The sequence below is a fragment of the Caballeronia sp. M1242 genome (assembly GCF_017220215.1).
Taxonomy (GTDB): Bacteria; Pseudomonadota; Gammaproteobacteria; order Burkholderiales; family Burkholderiaceae; genus Caballeronia.
Genome location: NZ_CP071129.1, coordinates 1,882,229 through 1,899,621, shown reverse-complemented (window position 1 = coordinate 1,899,621; position 17,393 = coordinate 1,882,229). Strand labels below are relative to the sequence as shown.

12 protein-coding genes, 1 tRNA gene and 2 pseudogenes are annotated in these 17,393 nt (G+C 59.8%); 5 read left to right on the top strand and 10 right to left on the bottom strand.

What is annotated here, in order from left to right; translation table 11 throughout:
- Positions 1 to 467 precede the first annotated feature (467 nt).
- Together JYK05_RS08810 and JYK05_RS08805 are read left to right on the top strand one after the other, a co-directional pair.
- Positions 468 to 1,298: an undecaprenyl-diphosphate phosphatase gene (locus JYK05_RS08810; RefSeq protein ID WP_206466687.1), complete on the top strand. Its 831-nt coding sequence runs from the start codon at positions 468 to 470 to the stop codon at positions 1,296 to 1,298.
- 79 nt (positions 1,299 to 1,377) lie between these two features.
- Positions 1,378 to 1,454, top strand: a tRNA-Arg gene (locus tag JYK05_RS08805).
- Positions 1,455 to 1,683: 229 nt separating this feature from the next.
- Here JYK05_RS08805 and JYK05_RS08800 read toward each other — a convergent pair.
- The 8 genes and pseudogenes from JYK05_RS08800 to imuA all read right to left on the bottom strand — a co-directional run.
- Positions 1,684 to 1,875: pseudogene (locus tag JYK05_RS08800) on the bottom strand (IS5/IS1182 family transposase); the annotation flags it as partial.
- A 249-nt stretch (positions 1,876 to 2,124) separates the two neighbouring features.
- A complete protein-coding gene (locus JYK05_RS08795; protein ID WP_206466686.1) occupies positions 2,125 to 4,776 on the bottom strand; it encodes an SIR2 family protein in 2,652 nt (883 codons plus the stop codon).
- A 171-nt stretch (positions 4,777 to 4,947) separates the two neighbouring features.
- A complete protein-coding gene (locus tag JYK05_RS26635; RefSeq protein ID WP_206466685.1) occupies positions 4,948 to 5,430 on the bottom strand; it encodes an HNH endonuclease in 483 nt (160 codons plus the stop codon).
- A gap of 262 nt (positions 5,431 to 5,692) precedes the next feature.
- Positions 5,693 to 6,604 carry a hypothetical protein gene (locus tag JYK05_RS08785; protein ID WP_206466684.1) on the bottom strand — a complete coding sequence of 304 codons (912 nt, stop codon included), beginning with the start codon at positions 6,602 to 6,604 and terminating at the stop codon, positions 5,693 to 5,695.
- A 99-nt stretch (positions 6,605 to 6,703) separates the two neighbouring features.
- Positions 6,704 to 7,312: a hypothetical protein gene (locus JYK05_RS08780; RefSeq protein WP_206466683.1), complete on the bottom strand. Its 609-nt coding sequence runs from the start codon at positions 7,310 to 7,312 to the stop codon at positions 6,704 to 6,706.
- A gap of 314 nt (positions 7,313 to 7,626) precedes the next feature.
- The gene (locus JYK05_RS08775; RefSeq protein WP_206466682.1) at positions 7,627 to 10,788 is read right to left on the bottom strand and encodes an error-prone DNA polymerase; all 3,162 of its coding nucleotides are present in this window, start codon (positions 10,786 to 10,788) and stop codon (positions 7,627 to 7,629) included.
- A 20-nt stretch (positions 10,789 to 10,808) separates the two neighbouring features.
- On the bottom strand, positions 10,809 to 12,296 hold the full coding sequence (locus JYK05_RS08770; protein WP_206466681.1) for a DNA polymerase Y family protein: 1,488 nt from the start codon (positions 12,294 to 12,296) through the stop codon (positions 10,809 to 10,811).
- Positions 12,220 to 12,933, bottom strand: a complete 714-nt coding sequence (imuA, locus tag JYK05_RS08765) for a translesion DNA synthesis-associated protein ImuA (protein WP_206466680.1) — start codon at positions 12,931 to 12,933, stop codon at positions 12,220 to 12,222. Before imuA ends, JYK05_RS08770 begins: the two co-directional genes overlap by 77 nt.
- Positions 12,934 to 13,216: 283 nt before the next feature.
- Here imuA and JYK05_RS08760 point away from each other — a divergent pair, with 283 nt between their 5' ends.
- From JYK05_RS08760 to JYK05_RS08750, 3 genes and pseudogenes are all read left to right on the top strand, one after another.
- Positions 13,217 to 13,561 (top strand): hypothetical protein, encoded by a 345-nt coding sequence (locus JYK05_RS08760; protein ID WP_206466679.1) that lies wholly within the window; start codon positions 13,217 to 13,219, stop codon positions 13,559 to 13,561.
- A gap of 53 nt (positions 13,562 to 13,614) precedes the next feature.
- Positions 13,615 to 14,587, top strand: a pseudogene (locus JYK05_RS08755) (SOS response-associated peptidase family protein).
- Between the two features lie 80 nt (positions 14,588 to 14,667).
- The gene (locus JYK05_RS08750; RefSeq protein WP_206466678.1) at positions 14,668 to 14,889 is read left to right on the top strand and encodes a hypothetical protein; all 222 of its coding nucleotides are present in this window, start codon (positions 14,668 to 14,670) and stop codon (positions 14,887 to 14,889) included.
- 32 nt (positions 14,890 to 14,921) lie between these two features.
- Here JYK05_RS08750 and ligD read toward each other — a convergent pair whose 3' ends face one another.
- Together ligD and JYK05_RS08740 are read right to left on the bottom strand one after the other, a co-directional pair.
- On the bottom strand, positions 14,922 to 16,886 hold the full coding sequence (gene ligD, locus JYK05_RS08745) for a DNA ligase D (RefSeq protein ID WP_206466677.1): 1,965 nt from the start codon (positions 16,884 to 16,886) through the stop codon (positions 14,922 to 14,924).
- Position 16,887: 1 nt separating this feature from the next.
- On the bottom strand, positions 16,888 to 17,175 hold the full coding sequence (locus tag JYK05_RS08740; RefSeq protein ID WP_206466676.1) for a hypothetical protein: 288 nt from the start codon (positions 17,173 to 17,175) through the stop codon (positions 16,888 to 16,890).
- Positions 17,176 to 17,393 lie beyond the last annotated feature (218 nt).

Sequence of the window (17,393 nt, the reverse complement as noted above, 5' to 3'; positions counted from 1 at the left end):
TTGTCGATTCTGCCTTGGATTGTTCTACGCATAAACCCTTTGCGGGAAACCGCGACTGCACAGCGCAATCACCATGTGTTGTTATATGTACCTAATGTGAGGAACCAGACGGACAGGAGTCGACATGGATCTGGCGATGGCAATGGGCGTCGCGATGTTTAGCCTCTTCGGCGCGAGCACGGCGGTCTTTCTCTATAAACTCAAAGGATGAAACCTTAATAAACGGTCACGCGTTTCTTTCGGTTTTATTGGACTCTGCTTTCCGTTATATTCTGATTCGCCGACGTTCTCCTGTCGGTGTCCATTTGTGTGCGCAAGCCGCTTGGCGCTGGGTTTTCCCCTAGGCATAATCGGTCCCGGCTTGCGCGCCGCACCATTTTTTCCCCATTTATCTCTGCTTCGCGCCACACGGCGCGGCGAGCGATTTCGCGGCGCGTCCTTCATTTCTCCACGACAAGGACCGACGCGTGACTCTCTGGTTTCTCGTATTTCTCAGCGTGCTTCAGGGCGTAACCGAACTCTTTCCGGTGAGCAGCCTCGGCCATACATTGCTGGTTCCAGGTTTGCTCGGCATGCATATCGACAAGCACGCGCCGCAATTGCTGCCGTTTCTCGTCGCGCTGCATCTCGGCACGGCGCTCGCGTTGCTCTGGTATTTCCGCAAGCGCTGGATTGCGCTGATCGGCGGCTGGTTCGCCTCCCTCGGCGGACGCCGCAACGACGACGCGCACATGATGTGGGCGCTCATCATCGGCACGATTCCGACGGGCATCGTCGGTCTGTTGCTCGAAAAGCGCCTCGAGGCGATTTTTCATGATCTGCGGATCGTCGCTGCGGCGCTGATCGTGAACGGCGTGTTGCTGTGGCTCGGTGATCGCCTGCAGAGAAGCCGCGCCGCGCGCGCGCCGGAAAAGCTCACGTTCAAGCAGGCGTTTCTGGTCGGCCTGGCGCAGATCGGCGCGCTGATTCCCGGCTTCTCGCGTAGCGGCCTGACGATGATCGCGGGCGTCGGCGCCGGTCTGACGGCCGAGGCGGCGGCGGAATTCTCGTTCTTGCTCGGCACGCCGATCATTTTCGCGGCGGGCGTGCTCGAATTGCCGAAGCTCTTTCACGCGCCGGGCCAGCTGTTCGACGCCGTGCTCGGCGGCGTGCTGACCGGCATCGCCGCTTACCTGAGCGTTCGCTTCCTGATGCGCTATTTCGAAGGCCACGGCAAGCTCGCGTCGTTCGGCGTGTATTGCGTGATCGCGGGCGTCTTCTTCCTCGGCTGGTTCATGATGCACCCCCAGCCGGTTTGATGCGCGTGACCGCGCGGCATGTCGGATGAGGTAAAATCCCGGCTCTCCCGGCTGCGCGACTTGCGCGCGCAGCCGTCACCCGCCCTTAGCTCAGTTGGATAGAGCAACGGCCTTCTAAGCCGTAGGTCACACGTTCGAGTCGTGTAGGGCGGGCCAGTAGAATCAGAGACTTAGGCTTGTGAAACGTCGCTGCGAGTCGGCTTGTTATTCTTTGTAACCACTATGTAACCCGATTGTGTCAACAGTAGATCGACGCTTCGAGAACCGCGTCGCTCTGTTGCGCTACGGCGGGTGGCCCGAAAAGCCGTTCAAGAGCAAGCTAACGACCTGTGCTGCGTCGATCAAGCTCTTGCACATTAAGAGTCAAAAAGTAGGGCGGCGGGGTCACTGCTGGATGATAGGACGGGCGACCTGTAACCGACGGCATTGCGCCATCGAAGCCCAATGATGCAAGGTCAAGCTCTTCAACAAATGCCTCGATAACCCTTACCGGATTGTCCTCAGCAACAAAGTCATCGAGGCATTCTGGAAGCAGCGTCACCTGCTTGCGATCTTCACCTTCTATGAATCGCTTCATCCGGTCGCCTATCTGAATGAGTTAATCCAGTTTAGGCGATCTACGTGTTTTCACACAAGCTCGACCCGATGCTGTCGTTCAGCAACTCGCAGATCTGACGACAGCTTCCAGGGTGGAACGGTCGTCGGGTTGACAAAATTGGCGGCCGAACACGAGTAGCCGAAGCCGGCACCAAATTGCACAAAAAGGTTTCCGCACAATCGTGTTCGAGTTTTGCATATGTAAAGCAAATGCGTTCGAGAGGATGTCTCAACGTTTCTTTTTTGACATCTGTTCGCTCAGGTCCGAGAAAAAGTTGGCCTCTAGCGTACCTAGCGACTTGAACGCTTTAACACGCGTCGCTGGGTCATGAGACTCCAGATCGGCGCCTTGTCGCTCCAGCTGCTTTGCGATGTTTTCAGACTGGGCTTCAACAACTGAATGCAGCGTCATTGCCATCGCGGCGTCATACTTACTCAATGCCTCAACCGTGAGGTACGAGCGAATTCTTTGCGATTTTTCGGAAACTTTGTTACTCCACAACAGCTCGCCGAGTGTGCGATCATCGCTTCTCAGACCCACCAAAAGATCGACAAACTGAACAATCCCAATATGGCTGACCATAAACTCGGTGAGATGATTAAAGTTCGAAGACGCCACGTCTTCATACAGCTGTCGGTCGGCAGTGGCAAACAGTGCTCGCGTTCCCTTTTTGTGATCGGCATCTATGAGTGCCAGCTGCAAAGCATCGTGCTCCACGAGAATGGGCTGCTTGCCATTCGACAGGCGTGTCGCATTACGCTGCTCGAGCGTCGGGTAAAGCTTGCTGTAGACCCCGTTCTTGACCGACTCAACAACCACAAAACCGTTCTTCTCGATCCAGCGCCTTAGTTCCCTCTCAGTTGTGTATGGAGCAACACGCTTTACGAACGCGTCGAATCCACGCGAGTGGCCATTTTCCACTGCGTTCACATATGCGCCAACGAACACATTGATATTACCCGGGCCGTGATATAAGGCATCACTACGAGCCAAAGCTTCAAAATTGTCACCGGCCTCTTTTGCGTACACAATTGCGGCGTTCTTGTGGCTTATCATCTCGTTCAGGTAACCACTATACGCAGTTATTTGAAGCTTGTTCCCGGCTTTGGCGGCAGCATCCTTAATCCGCTTCAGTAAATCAACATAAGTTTGGTGATGAGGATGCCCCTCAATGAAGGTTGGCAAGAGCAGATTCGTATCGAAATAGATTTTTTGAGGAAGTGTCGCGCGATGCAATAACGTTGTATGTGGCGCCCGAAAAGCAAGTTCAACGGCGAAGCTTATACGGCCCAGTTCCCCCAGGAGTTCAGCCTCTCGTTCAGTTGGGTGTTGAAACAAGCTATCGATTGTGCGTTCCACTCGCTCACGATCGAAGGCCGACAGCTTATGTGCGCACTCGGCAAGAACTGGGCGAAAAGCCAGATTGTCAGGTGCCTTCCCGGCCGCGAAAGCCGCACCTAAGTCCCACCCGCGACGATGGACGATTTCCTTGAGGAACATAGTTAGCGCATCGCCGACGTGCTGCGGGGGGCGCCACCCCTCCTGCACATGAGCGCGATCCATCAGACTTGTTTTTAAGCATTGTATGGATTCATTCAGCGTTGAGGCGCCATCTGGATCGCCCATCCACGCGAAACGGTTACCTCTTGCACCTTCTACACGGTGTCTGCGAACCAGCTTTGCGTCGATAAGCTCTTTGATTGCGGAATCAACGATCTGATCTACATCTCTACCTTTTACACCCAGCGCGTTTCTGACGGTCTCGCGAAGGTCAATCAGACCGAGCGATTTAGGATGGGCGCGTTGAAGCGACGCTGACAGAATCCCCTCGATTACGATTTCTCGAAGGGGTGTATTTTCGGATGCAACGCTAACCCGCGCATAGCATGCAGCAAGGTATTGCTTGGTTACAGAATATGGATGGTCTGTCGAGAGGGATGTTTTTTGATGTCCACGTTTATTTGCATTTGCGAACTCAGAAATTCCCGCCCAGAGTGCTTCATGTTTGTTGCTCTCTTGGTATTTTATGACCGTAATATTGAGACGATTCGCCTTTTGAATCAGTTCGGAAGCGTTTGACTCCGGCAGGATCGCCATATGCCGCCCCGGCGGAGCAACGCCGAACTTCTTTTCTATTTGTTCAAGAACGTAACGAATCGCTGGATCGTAAAAGGAAAATCCAAGAAATAGCACTTCCCTGTGTAGAAAAATTTGCGTCAGAAGATCGATGTACGCGTCATTTCCCATTAATGTGTGGAACTGATTCTCAGACAGGATCATGCCCTGCGGAAATTCTACACAACCGTGAATTCGCGCTACATATAACTCGGTTTCCCAGGTTGCCTGTGCGAAACTGGCATCCCCTAGTCGATAGTCTCGCGGTACTTGTTGACGGGCAACGGCAATTGCATCGAGTATCGACCGGTCGAAGTTCGTTGTTAAGACACCCTTGAAGGGCAGGGACGCGAGGTGTTTTAGCGGCTTGGCGTCGTATGTACCGAGTATTGCCTTGATGATCGAATGCTTATCGCTTTCCAGCGTTTCGTCGGTGACCCAAAAAAAGTCTGCGGCTTTCGTCAAACTACCTTTCGCAACGTAATGCACTATCTGTGTCGCGGTCATCGGATCGTTCGGACGAATAGTCTCCGCCATGCGGTTGAGTAGGCCCTTCCAATCTGGTAACCCCGCCAACATTGATACCCCAGCACCGGTGAAGAGGATGGGGAATTCCGATTTTCGGAAAAAATCCGCAAGAGCGTCCGCGACCAACGTCGTTTGATTTGTCATTGAGAATACGGGTCGAATCGAGGGAATCATTCTGCCACATTGGCACATGGGATAAGCACTGTTCCGCGCATGGGCGGCTGCTTTCAGAGTCATCGGGGCGCTCGAATGTCTCACAGGCCACCGAGCCGACCGGCAGTTCCTGGCCGACAAGAGGCGGACACGAACACGCGGCCGGCAGTCCGCGCCCACCCCCAGCGCGCGCTACAGTCCGAATTTTGAAGCCGCCGCTCACGGGGAGCGGCGACCTCTGCTCACAACGCAGCCTCAGGAATAAGCGCTGCAGAATTGAAGTGCAATCGTCTTCAGTCTCCCTCCGCGTGCGTACCATTCCTTTATCGACATGGCCGCTTTCGCGCGGTTACATGTCCGACAGGAGGTGGCGAGGTTGCTGTCTTCATGTGATCCACCCAGTGACCTTGCTATGATGTGGTCAACTTCCAGCGGTCCTTCAGTTGTGCCGCAGTAGAGACACGTGTACGCGTCACGTTTGAAGATGCGGTCGCGGGTAGCAGACCATTCGCGCTGCGGCTGGCGACTGCCATAAGAACGAGTAGTGCGCAACTGCGACTCCGACTTCAAGAACTCCTCGTCCTCGAATTGGCGCACGTCCTTCGCGCTATATCTCACGATCCCCTTTGCACGATGGCAGCGCGGCGTGGTCCCGCGAGATCGCAAGCTCCGAAGCGAAAGAACAGAGATGGCCCAACGATTGGCGAGTTCTTCTTCGCTTAGATTTGAAGGGTTCATGACGCCTCCTGAGGCCGGGTTAGCGCACGCTTCGGGATTGCGCAGCCTCAACTGTAACGGCGTTCTGGTGAATCGCTGCTGCGCTCTGAATGCTGACATCGTTTTGTGATGGCGGTGGCTGTGCCCGCTTTATTGCGAACCGCCAAGTGCCGCAACCGGCCAAAAGCCGCCGGTCGTGTCAAGGGGCCATAGGACGTTCGGGCGGCGGCTTCGCCTCACATAACGGACTAATCAATTGCAAGGCATTAGATGCGCAGCCGAGCTAGGCATGGGGTGATGCGGCGGCATCAGACCAGCCGTACTTGATTGCAATATCGTGCCACTTCTCGGCCACCGGGAACAGGGGTGAAAGGATCTCGTCACGCAGGCGGTCAAACTCGCGATCACGATGGGCCGTCATGGCTTGCTGCGCTTCGCCGGCGCTGTTGTACTGCTCCGGTACATACCGGCCATCGAGCGAGTATCCCCATGGCTCACCGTGCATTGCAGGCAGTCGGTCCGCGTCGGAGAACCGGCTTCGGTTGTACTGATCGAGCGTGACGAGAAAATCGCCGTGCATCCTCCACAGCCCAGCGGCAATCTCCGCGACGTTCTTCCTGTCGCCTTCAGCCTTCGATTTGGTGTGGATCTCCTGCAGGATGGCAAGTTCCAAGCCGCCGACTATCGCGAAGCTGGCGACCGTCGGCAATCGCACCGTGTATGCACGGAAAACGATGTTGTCGGCCATCCGTCGCAGCGGCTTGAGTTCTGCCTCGTCCTTGTCGTTAAGATACATCCTAAATTGGCTCTGTAGCGACATCAGATCGGCCTCAATCTGCCGCTTTGCATCCTGCGTGACGGCTGCATTCACGATGCCCGCGATGCGTTCGAGCAGCTGCAACTGAAAGGCTGTAAAGTCCCGCGTATGGTCGCCAAACACCGTATTCCACACCTGCGTGCCGATGCCTTGAAGAATGCCCTCGGAGATCATGATCGCCACCCATCCCCAAGTGAACGGCTCCACGACAAACTCGCGAATGGGCGGGCCGCCTTCCGGTGGTCGAAAGGTGGTCAATAAGAAGCGTTGTCCGGAATCGCCTAGAATTTCGCGCATCTGAATGTGGGGGATAGTCGCTTTCGGATAGCGCTGAGGAGGCAATTCAAAATCTGACCGGAGTCGAAGGTGGCAGGGCATCGTGAGGCTCCGAAAAATGGCTGCAATGTGTCAGCCCGCACGGTCATCTTGACGCGCGACCGAGCCTGCTTTACTCGCTATCGCAACGGCACACCCCCATCACAAGGGCGGGCGAGAGGGCTTCATCCGTCCGCGGTATTCCATTCCGTGCCACTCACTGAACGGGACATAGCGAGAAACGTCCGCCTCAAACGCAAGTCGTTCGTTGTCCGGCAGATTCGGTTCGGTTTGCGCGGTACAGCTGGCCTGCGCCGAGCGGTCGAGCAGCACCCATAGCGTATTGGGGATGATCTGCTTGCGTTGACCATCGGCTGCGACGTACTGATTAAACGGATCGATGTCGACGCCGGCAGCCTTCAGGCTGTCATAGCTCGATCGCGCACAGTGGGTCTCGGCGGGCGACATCGGGTTCCAGTCCCAGACGCGTCGCTTGCGGTGGCCCTTCGCAGTCGCTTCAAAGGCGGTAGGCATCGCTAGCGGCAGCCGGTAGATCGCGCTTGCGGTCCGCCCCTCTTCCCGGATCGTCTGGTCGTATGAGAAGCAAATGTTAGGGCCATGGGCCACTCTCGAAGCGCCGGGCTGGTGTGGGAACTGGCTCAGCACTACCTGCTCGGAATCGGCGTACGTGATCATGACGTGCCCCACGCTAACTGCAAACGAGGCATTGATCCGGTAACCCCAGATGGCGATATCGATCGTAGTTCCCATGGGTGTCCCCGTGAACCGGATGCGATACTACTACATTCATTTTTCCCGACACACCGTTCGTTTGCGCACAGACTATTGGAGATCCGCTTACCACGCTGTCGCTGCGCACAGCTACTGAAGGACTGCGGTAGCAATACAGACTTCCGGCGCGATCTTAAACTGGCCCTTCGAATGGACCTTGCGGAATGGCTTAGCGATGTGCCCACTTATCTAACGACCGCTTGGCACATGATACTGGCCATTTCAAAACCAACGCCTTGATGGGCAGCAATGGGTCGCTAAGCGCCGGCCGGGCCGGCCTATACTGCTACGCTCTAGCAGAAGTTCTTGCTAACCGCCGTCAGTCCACCGAGAAGATGCGACATGTCGACAAGTCGCTGTGCGACCAAGTGTCGGACTTCACCTTCGCATTGCCACGTGCCGTACACCGCGAGCAATGACGCGCCCAACGCTTCACGCCGCTGCCTTTCGAGCAGGGAGGGCCACACAATGACGTTGACGTTGCCCGTCTCGTCTTCGAGCGTCACGAACATGACGCCCTTCGCGGTGCCGGGCCGCTGCCGGACGGTCACGAGCCCGCAGCCTCTCGCGAGACGCCCGTTCCGGTAGGTACGTAAAGTCGATGCCGGCACGAGCCGCTGTTCGAGCAGCGCCGGCCGCAGCAGCGACAATGGATGACGCCCGAGCGTGAGGCCCGCGGAGTTGTAGTCGCTCACGATGTCCTGCGCCTCCGACGGCGCGCCCAGCGTCGGCGTTTCGTCGTCGATGCGCGTATCGGCGAGCATGTCATGGTCAGGCACTGCGGCAGCCGACTGCCACAGTGCTTCGCGACGATTCCCTGCAAGCGACTGCAAAGCGTTGGCCGCGGCAAGCACCTGCAGGTCGCGGCGGTCGAGTTGTGCGCGTCGCGCGAGGTCGCTCACGCTTTCGAACGGCTTCACGGCTCTGGCCGTTTCGATTCGCTCGGCCGCGCCTTCGCGCATGCCCTTGAGCAACGACAGCCCAAGCCGAACGACAGGCTTCTGCCGACCGGGGCGCTTTTCGAGCACCGAATCCCAGCCGCTGATGGTGACGTCGATCGGCGCCATCTCGACTCCGTGACGCCGCGCATCCTGCACGAGCTGAGACGGCGAATAAAAGCCCATCGGCTGCGAGTTGAGCATCGCGGCCAGAAAGGCGGCCGGCTCGTGGCACTTGAGCCAGCTGCTCGCATAGACGAGCAGTGCGAAGCTCGCCGCATGACTTTCCGGAAAGCCGTATTCGCCGAAGCCCTTGATTTGCTCGAAGATGGCTTCCGCAAACGCTTTGTCGTAACCGCGTTCCTGCATGCCGTTGACAATGCGGTCGTAATACTGCTGCAGGCCGCCCTTGCGCTTCCAGGCCGCCATCGCGCGCCGCAACTGGTCGGCTTCGCCCGGCGTGAAGCCGGCTGCGAGAATCGCCACCTGCATCACTTGCTCCTGGAAGATCGGCACGCCGAGCGTGCGCCCCAATGCAGTTTCCAGCGCCTCGCTTGGATAGGTGACCGGCTCGAGCTTCTGCCGTCGCCGCAGGTAGGGATGGACGGCACCGCCTTGAATGGGCCCCGGACGCACGATGGCCACCTCGATCACGAGATCGTAGAACTCTCTTGGCTGCATGCGCGGCAGCATGCTCATCTGCGCACGCGACTCGATCTGGAAGACGCCGACCGTGTCCGCACGACAAATCATCTCGTAAGTGGCCGCATCCTCCGCCGGAATGTCCTGCATCTCGAAGCGCTCGCCGCGTTGCTCCGAGACGATATCGAGCGTGCGTCGAATCGCCGACAACATGCCGAGCGCGAGCACGTCGATCTTCAACAATCCCAGTGCTTCGAGGTCGTCCTTGTCCCACTGAATGGCGCTGCGCTCCGGCATCGCCGCGTTTTCGACCGGCACGAGGCGCGTGAGCTTGCCACGGCTGATGACAAAGCCGCCCGAGTGCTGCGATAGATGTCGCGGAAAATTCAGTATCTGCGCGGCGAGATTCGCCCACATGGCGATGAGCGGATTGGCCGGATCGAGGCCGGATTCTTCGAAGCGACGCAGCAGGTCTTGTGAGTGATCGAACCACTGATGGCTCTTGGCGACCTTGTCGACGATCTGCGGATCGATGCCGAGCGCCTTGCCTGTTTCTCGAAGCGCGCCACGCGGACGGTAGGTCGAAACGGCAGCCGCAATCGCCGCCCGGTCGCGTCCGTACTTGCGGTAGATGTATTGGATGACCTCTTCACGCCGCTGATGCTCGAAGTCGACGTCGATATCGGGCGGCTCGCCGCGCTCCTTGCTGATGAAGCGCTCGAACAGCATGTTGCCGCGCGAAGGGTCCACCTCCGTTACGCCCAGGCAATAACAGACCGCGCTGTTCGCCGCCGACCCGCGCCCCTGACAGAGAATGTGCTGGCTGCGGGCAAAGCGCACGATGTCATAGACGGTGAGGAAGTACGCCTCGTAACGCATCTCCCGGATCAACTGCAGTTCGTGTTCGACTTGCTGCTGCACGTTGTGCGGAATGCCCGCAGGGAAACGCCGGTGCGCGCCAATGTACGTCTCTTGCCGGAGATACGCCTCATGTGTGTAGCCCTCGGGAACCAGCTCGTTCGGATACTCGTAGCGCAACTCGTCCAGCGAAAACGTGCAGCGGCCGAGCACCTTCAAGGTCTCGGCGAGCGCGTGCGGCGGATAAAGATTGGCAAGCCGCAAGCGCGAACGCAGATGCTGCTCCGCGTTGGGCGCAAGCTCGTAGCCGCATTCGGCGACAGGCTTGCCCAGGCGGATTGCGGTCATCGTGTCCTGCAGGGGCTTTCGCGAGCGCACGTGCATCAGGACATTGCCGGTCGCCACGACAGGCACGCCGCTGCGCGACGCGACGTCTTCGACTACACCGCGATGGATGTCATCCATCGCGCGCTGATGCAGCGTAAGCCCGACCCACGCACGAGCGGGGAACGTCTGGCGCAACCAATCGAGTTGCGCGGCGAGCGTTTCTTCCTTCGCGGGAAAGTCCGGCACCAAGATCGCCAGGCAGTCGGGCATGCCTTTCAGATGCGCGTACTTCGGGTCGGGCCGCGCGAGATCGTCAGGCGTCAGGAGATAGCTGCCTTTGGCCGCCCGCATGCGTGCCAGCGTGATCAACTCGCACAGGTTGCCGTAGCCCTCGCGGTTCTGTGCAAGGAGTATGAGACCGAAGGCGGGCCGCTTCTCCGCGCCATGACTTGCATGAACCAGACGAAAGTACGAGCCGATGATCAGCGGCAGCTTTTCTTCCTTGGCCTGCACATGCGCGCGCACGACGCCCGCGACCGAGCACTCGTCGGTGATGGCGAGTCCCGCGTATCCGAGTTGTGACGCACGCAGCACGAGTTCTTCACCGTGCGAGGCGCCATGCAGAAACGAGAAGTTGGTGAACGCGAAAAGCTCGGCGTAGTCGGGCAGGGCCGACGAGGGAAAGTCCACAATGCTACCTCCTCATCCGCTTATCCAAAGAGCCCGTGAAGAAACCAGCGCGTTTCTTCGCTCGTCACGCTCGGCCGCTCACGGTAGATCCAGTAGCAGCTTTTATCGTCCGCTTCGGCGACGAAATAGTCGCGCGTCACCAGTGCGCCGTCATGCCAGCCGGCTTCGATCCGCTCGCCGGTCGAAACGAGCTTGAGCGGCGAGCCGTAGAACGGGCGATGGTTCTTGACCATCAAGCGCAGGGGCGCATGCAACAGCCAGGTCGGTCGCGGAAGATCATCGGGCGCGGACACGGTCTTGGGACCGCCATTCGGGCCGTTCTTCGAACCGCTCTGAACCGGCACCCACTGGTTGGCGTGCTCGGGCCGATGGTCAGGCGCAGGCGCCGGCCGCAAGACGTTCTCGGCGCCCAGGCGGGCGGCCAATAGTTCGAGCAGCCGGTTATGGTCCTGCGCCGATCCGCCGGGCTCCGGAAAGAGCGTATCGCTGGGCGGCTCGGCCGCCTGCACGTCCGCTGCCGTGAGGCGCACGGCGATCACTGCGGCTTGCAATTCCGTGCGTCCGAGCCGCTCCTTCAGAAGACGAAGCAGATGCTCCTCATGCCAGGTCGGCTCGGCCAGCGCAAGATCGATGAACGTCGGCTCGATGGCCTGGCGTCCGCGCTCGTGCTCCAGCGTGACGGTGGCATGCGTGAGCGCCAGTTGCTGGGCGGCGAGCCACCCGCACAATTGCACGACGAGCCGCCGCGCCGAGAAGAGAATGGCTTCCGCATGCTCCACGCGATCGGGCAGCTCGACGCGCGCGCTGAAGGTCGGTGGCAATTCAAGCCACTCGTGAAGTTCGGGAGCCAGGCCATAGGCCCGGTCCAGCGAATCGAGCAGGTCCACGCCACACCTCTTTTTCAAACCTGCGCGAGGCAGGCGTTGGATATCGCTCAGCACACGGCAGCCGAGCCCGTTGAACCAGTCGGCGAAGCGGCGCAGCTCCGGCACGACCATGAAGGGCAAGCCGCCTAGCTGACGCTCGAGCGACTGCACCTTGAGCACGCGCCGGCGGCCGGCCTTGGCGAGCAGCCAGGCGCCGCGTCCCGTGGGCGCGACGCTCATACCCGCCGTCACGCCAATCGCACGGACGACTTCCCTGATTTCCTTGCATACACGCAGAATGCCGCCAAAGAGGCGCAGGCTCGCGGTGACTTCCACGACGATGGTCTCTTCTTCGCACACGGCCACCTGCGGCGAGAAGCGCAGCAGCGCAATCGCAACGTCGCGCTGCATGTCTTGCTCGCGTTCCGCGCTGCGGTCGAACATGAGCGCATCAGGCGCGAGCGTCACGACTCCGCCACGCTTCATCCCGACTCGCACACCGGCGCCTCTGGCCACCGCATCGAGCACGATGACCTTGTCGCGCTCGAGCACCACGCATCCGTGCTCAGACGGAGGCGACCACCTCGGTCGAAATACCTCCAGCGAAAGCCGGGGCAAGTGAATGGCGACGAACACGGCCATAGGAACTCAGCAGGATCGGCGACGGTTGTAGGGTGACGGACAGTTGCTCAGTCTGGGCGGGACCGCGTCGTTTGATGATGTCGACCGCGATCCCGCCCTCTGCCGGTCTCACGCTGAGCCGTAGCGTCGCCGGTGACGCGTCCTGCGCGCTCGCAAGCGGCCGCACCAGGACCAGCAACGTCTCGGTCGCCTGAGCCACGAGGTGCAAGCGCCGCAGTGCCTCCGAGCGGATGTGCTGCTGCCAGAGGAGCAGCGCGCCGCAGGTGCCGGCCTGCAATACGCGCTCGGCGCACCACAACGCATCGGCGGTCTTCGACGCACGCAGCCACATCAGCTTGTCCACCGGCACACCGAGATACGAGAACGCCAGCGCATTGGGCACATGCGGCGCTTGCAGCAGCACGACAGGCCGCTGACTCACACGGGTGAGTGCCGGGCGCATCAAGCGCATCTCGCCGATCCCGGGTTGCTGGACTAACAACTCCACGAGTGCGCCGAGCGGCCAGCCGCCGCCTGGCAGTTCCGCCGACAAGGCCGGGTAGCCGGTGTCGACGGTTTTTCCGAAGGCGCGCGCGAGCTGCGAGCCGCGCCACAGCGCGGGATGGATGGACTCGACGTGTTTGGGCAGGGCGGCCATTTTGCATAAGTACTGTATGGATGTACAGTACTTTACATCGAAAAACGCAACATGACATTGCGCCCTTTTTGTGGCCGCGATTTCGCGCGGTGACTATGCTCTAGCGCATTACGCTGAGCGGCCGCGCGCACCGCCAGCGGGAATTACCGACAGAGATCCGGGCCATGCCCGCAGGTGGAAGTGAGCGACCCCCGTTGAATCCGGCGCATGTGTCCGCAGTTGCTGGTGACGATGGGTGCGTCCGTTGTGGACCACAATGAATCAAGGATGAGAGACTCGACGTATGGCTGAACCGGATAACCACGAAGTGTCGGAAGCGCGGGCGGAACTGCTGTGCTTCCTGGTCGCAACTGCCGCGGCCTCGTATTCGCTGACGCACGAGTGGCGGGTCGACCACGTGGTTGAAAGTTGCCGAATCTGGCTTCGACGCAATCAGCGGCAAATGGACTGGCTTGAACGTGTGCGTCTCGGACAACTCGCGCTCCAGATCGCGAGGCGAGACCTAAAAGGCGCCGGCATTGCGGTGCGCCAGTCGAATGTCCAGGCGCTCTTCACGGGCGACATGCAACTCAACTATTCATGCACCGTCATCAAGAAAATGCTGGCGTTGTGCAAAGAGGCGCTCTGAAGATCCGAACGACTTCAGCCAATGCCGCGACCATCCAACGAGGAACCTTCCGCATGTGCTACTCCGCGCAGATCCAGGCCGACTATCGTCGCTATGTGAAGATGTTCGGCGCACAGATGGACATCCGCGAGTTCGCGCGCCTTTTCTGGGAGCGCGCGGAGGGCAGCAAGGTTAAAATTTCCGAAAGCGATGGAAGACGCGTTCCGTGAGCCAGCGAACGACGACGAGCGTCAGATCAGGGAGTTCATCGACCGGTACAACGCGGAACAGACGACGAAGCTGGAGCAGGAGCTCTTCAAGCAGCGCACCCGACTCGCAGATGCGGAGCGCACATTGCAGACGAAGACCACCAAGGCAGCAACCGAGAGCAAGCGCATCGCGACCGACAAGATCGAAGCTGCGTTGCGTCGCCTCGCAGACATAAACCGCATTGAGCAAGAGCCTCGTGATTCACGCATCTTTCCGGGCTACTACGCGCCTGTCCTCGTGGTCGAAAACGGGCAGTACGTGGTCAAGCCAATGCGCTACCAGTGTCGCATTGCAGGTAAGCCTGCGAACTACGACATCAAATACCCCGGCACGTACAACGCGCGGCGTGACAGTCTTGACAAGTTCTGGAAGCCCTGTTTCGGCTACACGCACGGATTGCTGCTGGTTGACGTCTTCTATGAGAACGTAACGCGCGCGAAGTGCGAGAACACGTTGTTTGAGACGCACGACGGACCGCAGGCGCCGGGCGAGAACGTCGTCCTGGAGTTTCGACCCGATAACGGCCAACTGCTGATGGTCGCCTGCCTGTGGTCGAAGTGGACGGCGCCGGGTCAGCCGGATCTTTTGTCGTTTGCTGCGATTACGGACGAGCCGCCTGCTGAAGTCGAAGCCGCCGGTCACGACCGCTGCATCGTGCGGATCAAGCAGGAGAACGTGAACGCTTGGCTGAATCCCCAAGCCTCCAATCTTGCCGCGCTTGATGCGATTCTGGAAGATCGCGACCGGCCGTACTACGAGCACCGGCTAGCAGCATAAATCGCCGTAAGCGGGCGATACGTGCATCCCTCGGAACACCTCTTGCTCGTCCATCGTTATTCTTTACTGAGGAGGCAGCGATGGCAGGCGACAATTCGTATAAGCCCGGTGAAATCGTCAAGGTGTCGGGCATTTACTCCGTGGTCCATGAAGATGGGAAGGATACGTTCGAAGTGACATGCGTTGAAGGCGAGCACTTTCCTCCGACGCGCAGCGGCAAGGGCGCCCACTATGAACTGAAGTACGGCGCTACCCACTCGCACAAGCACAGCGACTTGAAGGGCACCGAGGCGCGTAGCTAATGTCAGAGCCGCTGAGTGAGACTGCGACCCGTCTAGCGCTTTAGGCCGACTGCCCGGCGCATCGCGGCGGTAATGCCTTGCCGCGTGCGCCAGTAGCCTTCCCATGGATCATCTGAGAGCGTGCGTTGCCGATGTATGGCTTGCGCCATTGTCCACTGGTCGCCGCTCTTGACGTCGTTCAACTCATCCCATGAGATCGGCATCGACACGGCCATGCCAGGGCGAGCCCGCACTGAGAATGCGGCGACCGTGCTGGCGCTTCGCCCGTTGCGCAAATAGTCGATAAAGATCTTGCCGACGCGATTCTTCGGGCCCAGCACCGCTGAAAAGCGTTGCGGTACCACGCGGGTCATGTGCTGCGCCACCGCCTGTGAGAAGAGCTTAACCTCATCCCATCCTTGTCGGCGGGTGAGCGGCACGACGATGTGAAAGCCTTTGCCGCCGCTCGTCTTGGCGAATGAGCGCAAACCCAGCTCATCCAGTACCACCTTGACGAGCGAGGCGGCTTCGAGCATCGCCGACCACGGCAAAGCTGGGTCGGGATCCAGATCAAAAATGACACGGTCAGGATGTTCGAGGTCAGGCGCCACGCCATTCCATGAGTGAATTTCCACGACGCTCATCTGCGCGAGTCCGACCAGCGCGTCGGCGGTGTTTGCGACCAGCAGCGGCTTGTGACCCGGATACAGACTGACGGGCAACTCTTCAATGCCGGGGATGCGCGCGCGCTCGGAGTGCTTCTGGAAAAACAGCTCGCCGGCAATGCCGTCGGGCGCACGCACGAGGGCAAGCGGTCGGTTATGCAGGTAGGGCAGCGCCCATTCGGCGATGGCGTCGTAGTAACGCACCATGTCAAGCTTGGTGCGGCCTGAGGCCTGATCCATCACGCGCTGTGGGTTGCTAATCTTGATGTCGCCGACGACGACCGTGCCGCGCGGACCTGGACGTTCGCGCGTCGATCCGATCGCCTTGGGGGCATCAACCAGCGGATCGGCGATGACCTTCTCTTCTGTCACCGCGCGTGCCGGCTTGTCTTCGCGCAGCGCATGAAAGACAGGATGGCGAATTTCGCCGTTGGGCGTCCATTCGAGAAACGCGACCTCCGCCACGATCTCAGGCTTAAGCCAGTAAAATTCGCGGTCGCGCTCGGGTTGGGGCGCGTTATAGAAGGCAGGTTGAGCCTGCTGCAAAGCGTGGGCGCGCCTGCTGAATGCAGCACTTCGCGCGGGCGCGAGGTGAGGCGCCACATGGCCGGCATACCGGAAAGCGCCATCTGGCTCGTAGACGCCGAGCAACAAGGAACGCACGCCTGATTTCGCGCCTCTCAACCGCGAGAAGCCGCCGATCACGAACTCTTGTCTGAGGTTGCACTTCAGCTTTATCCAGTCGTTTGAACGTCCGGACCGGTACGGCGCGTCTGCCCGCTTGCCGATGATGCCTTCCAGCTGCATCTTGCAGGCGGAGGCTACGAGTGAGGCTGGATCTGCCGCAAAATCGTCGGAATAGCGAAGGAGCGGACTCTCGACGCTTTGCATCAATTTCTGAAGGATGGCCCGCCGAGCCCGCAACGGCTGCTCCCGGAGATCGGTGCCGTTGAGCCACAGCAGGTCGAAGACGTACAGAACAATGTCCGCCGTGCTTCGTCGGTCAAAGGCGTTCTGGAGGGAATTGAAGTCGGGCTTGCCGGCAGCGTCGAGCACCACCGCCTCACCGTCGATCCACGCGCTTTCGACGGGCAGCGCCTCAAGTGCGGCACGCAACCGCGGCATGCGGTCCGTCCAGTCGTGCCCGTTTCGGGTAATCAGCTGGACGTCTGCCCGCTCGATGCGCGCGAGCATCCGGTAGCCGTCGAACTTGATCTCGTAAGACCAGTCGCCTTCCGCAGGATGACGTTCAACCAGCGTCGCGAGCTGCGGCTCGATTAGCGCAGGCATCTCGCCCGGCGGTGTGTCCGGCGCGCGCACGCGCGTCGCGCGCGAACCGCCCCAGCGCCCCATCTCAGTCCTCCGAGCCCGGTGGCAAGTTACCGCCGCCATCGTCATCATCGCCGCTCAAGAAGAGATTCGGCGGATGAAGCGCCTGCGTCGTGTCAATCCCAGCCATCTGAAGGGCTGCATCGATGCACTGAAGTTCGCGATGGAAGCGCATCTGCCAGCGCGACGGCGGTTCATCATCGCCTAGCACCGTCATGCCGTTGTGTATGACAAGGGCATATCGTGCAACCAGCAGCGCATCGACGAGCTGCGCTTCGCGTTTGGCTTGTTCTAAGAATGTAGTCGCTTTCATGGCGTCGCATCCTCCCGGACTCCATGGCGCAAGCGCTGCGCCCGGGTTGCTGTTGAGCACCAAGGGTCCATAACGGGCCATGCACCGTTATCGGCTCTGCCCGCTCAACGGAGCGGGCCTCATTTGAGCGTTGGTTTGCGTCTACGAGTCGCAGTTGCCGTCCCGCAGCTAGGCATCGCAGCATAGGGACGACTTCAGCGCCCGTTCCGCCGGGCAGC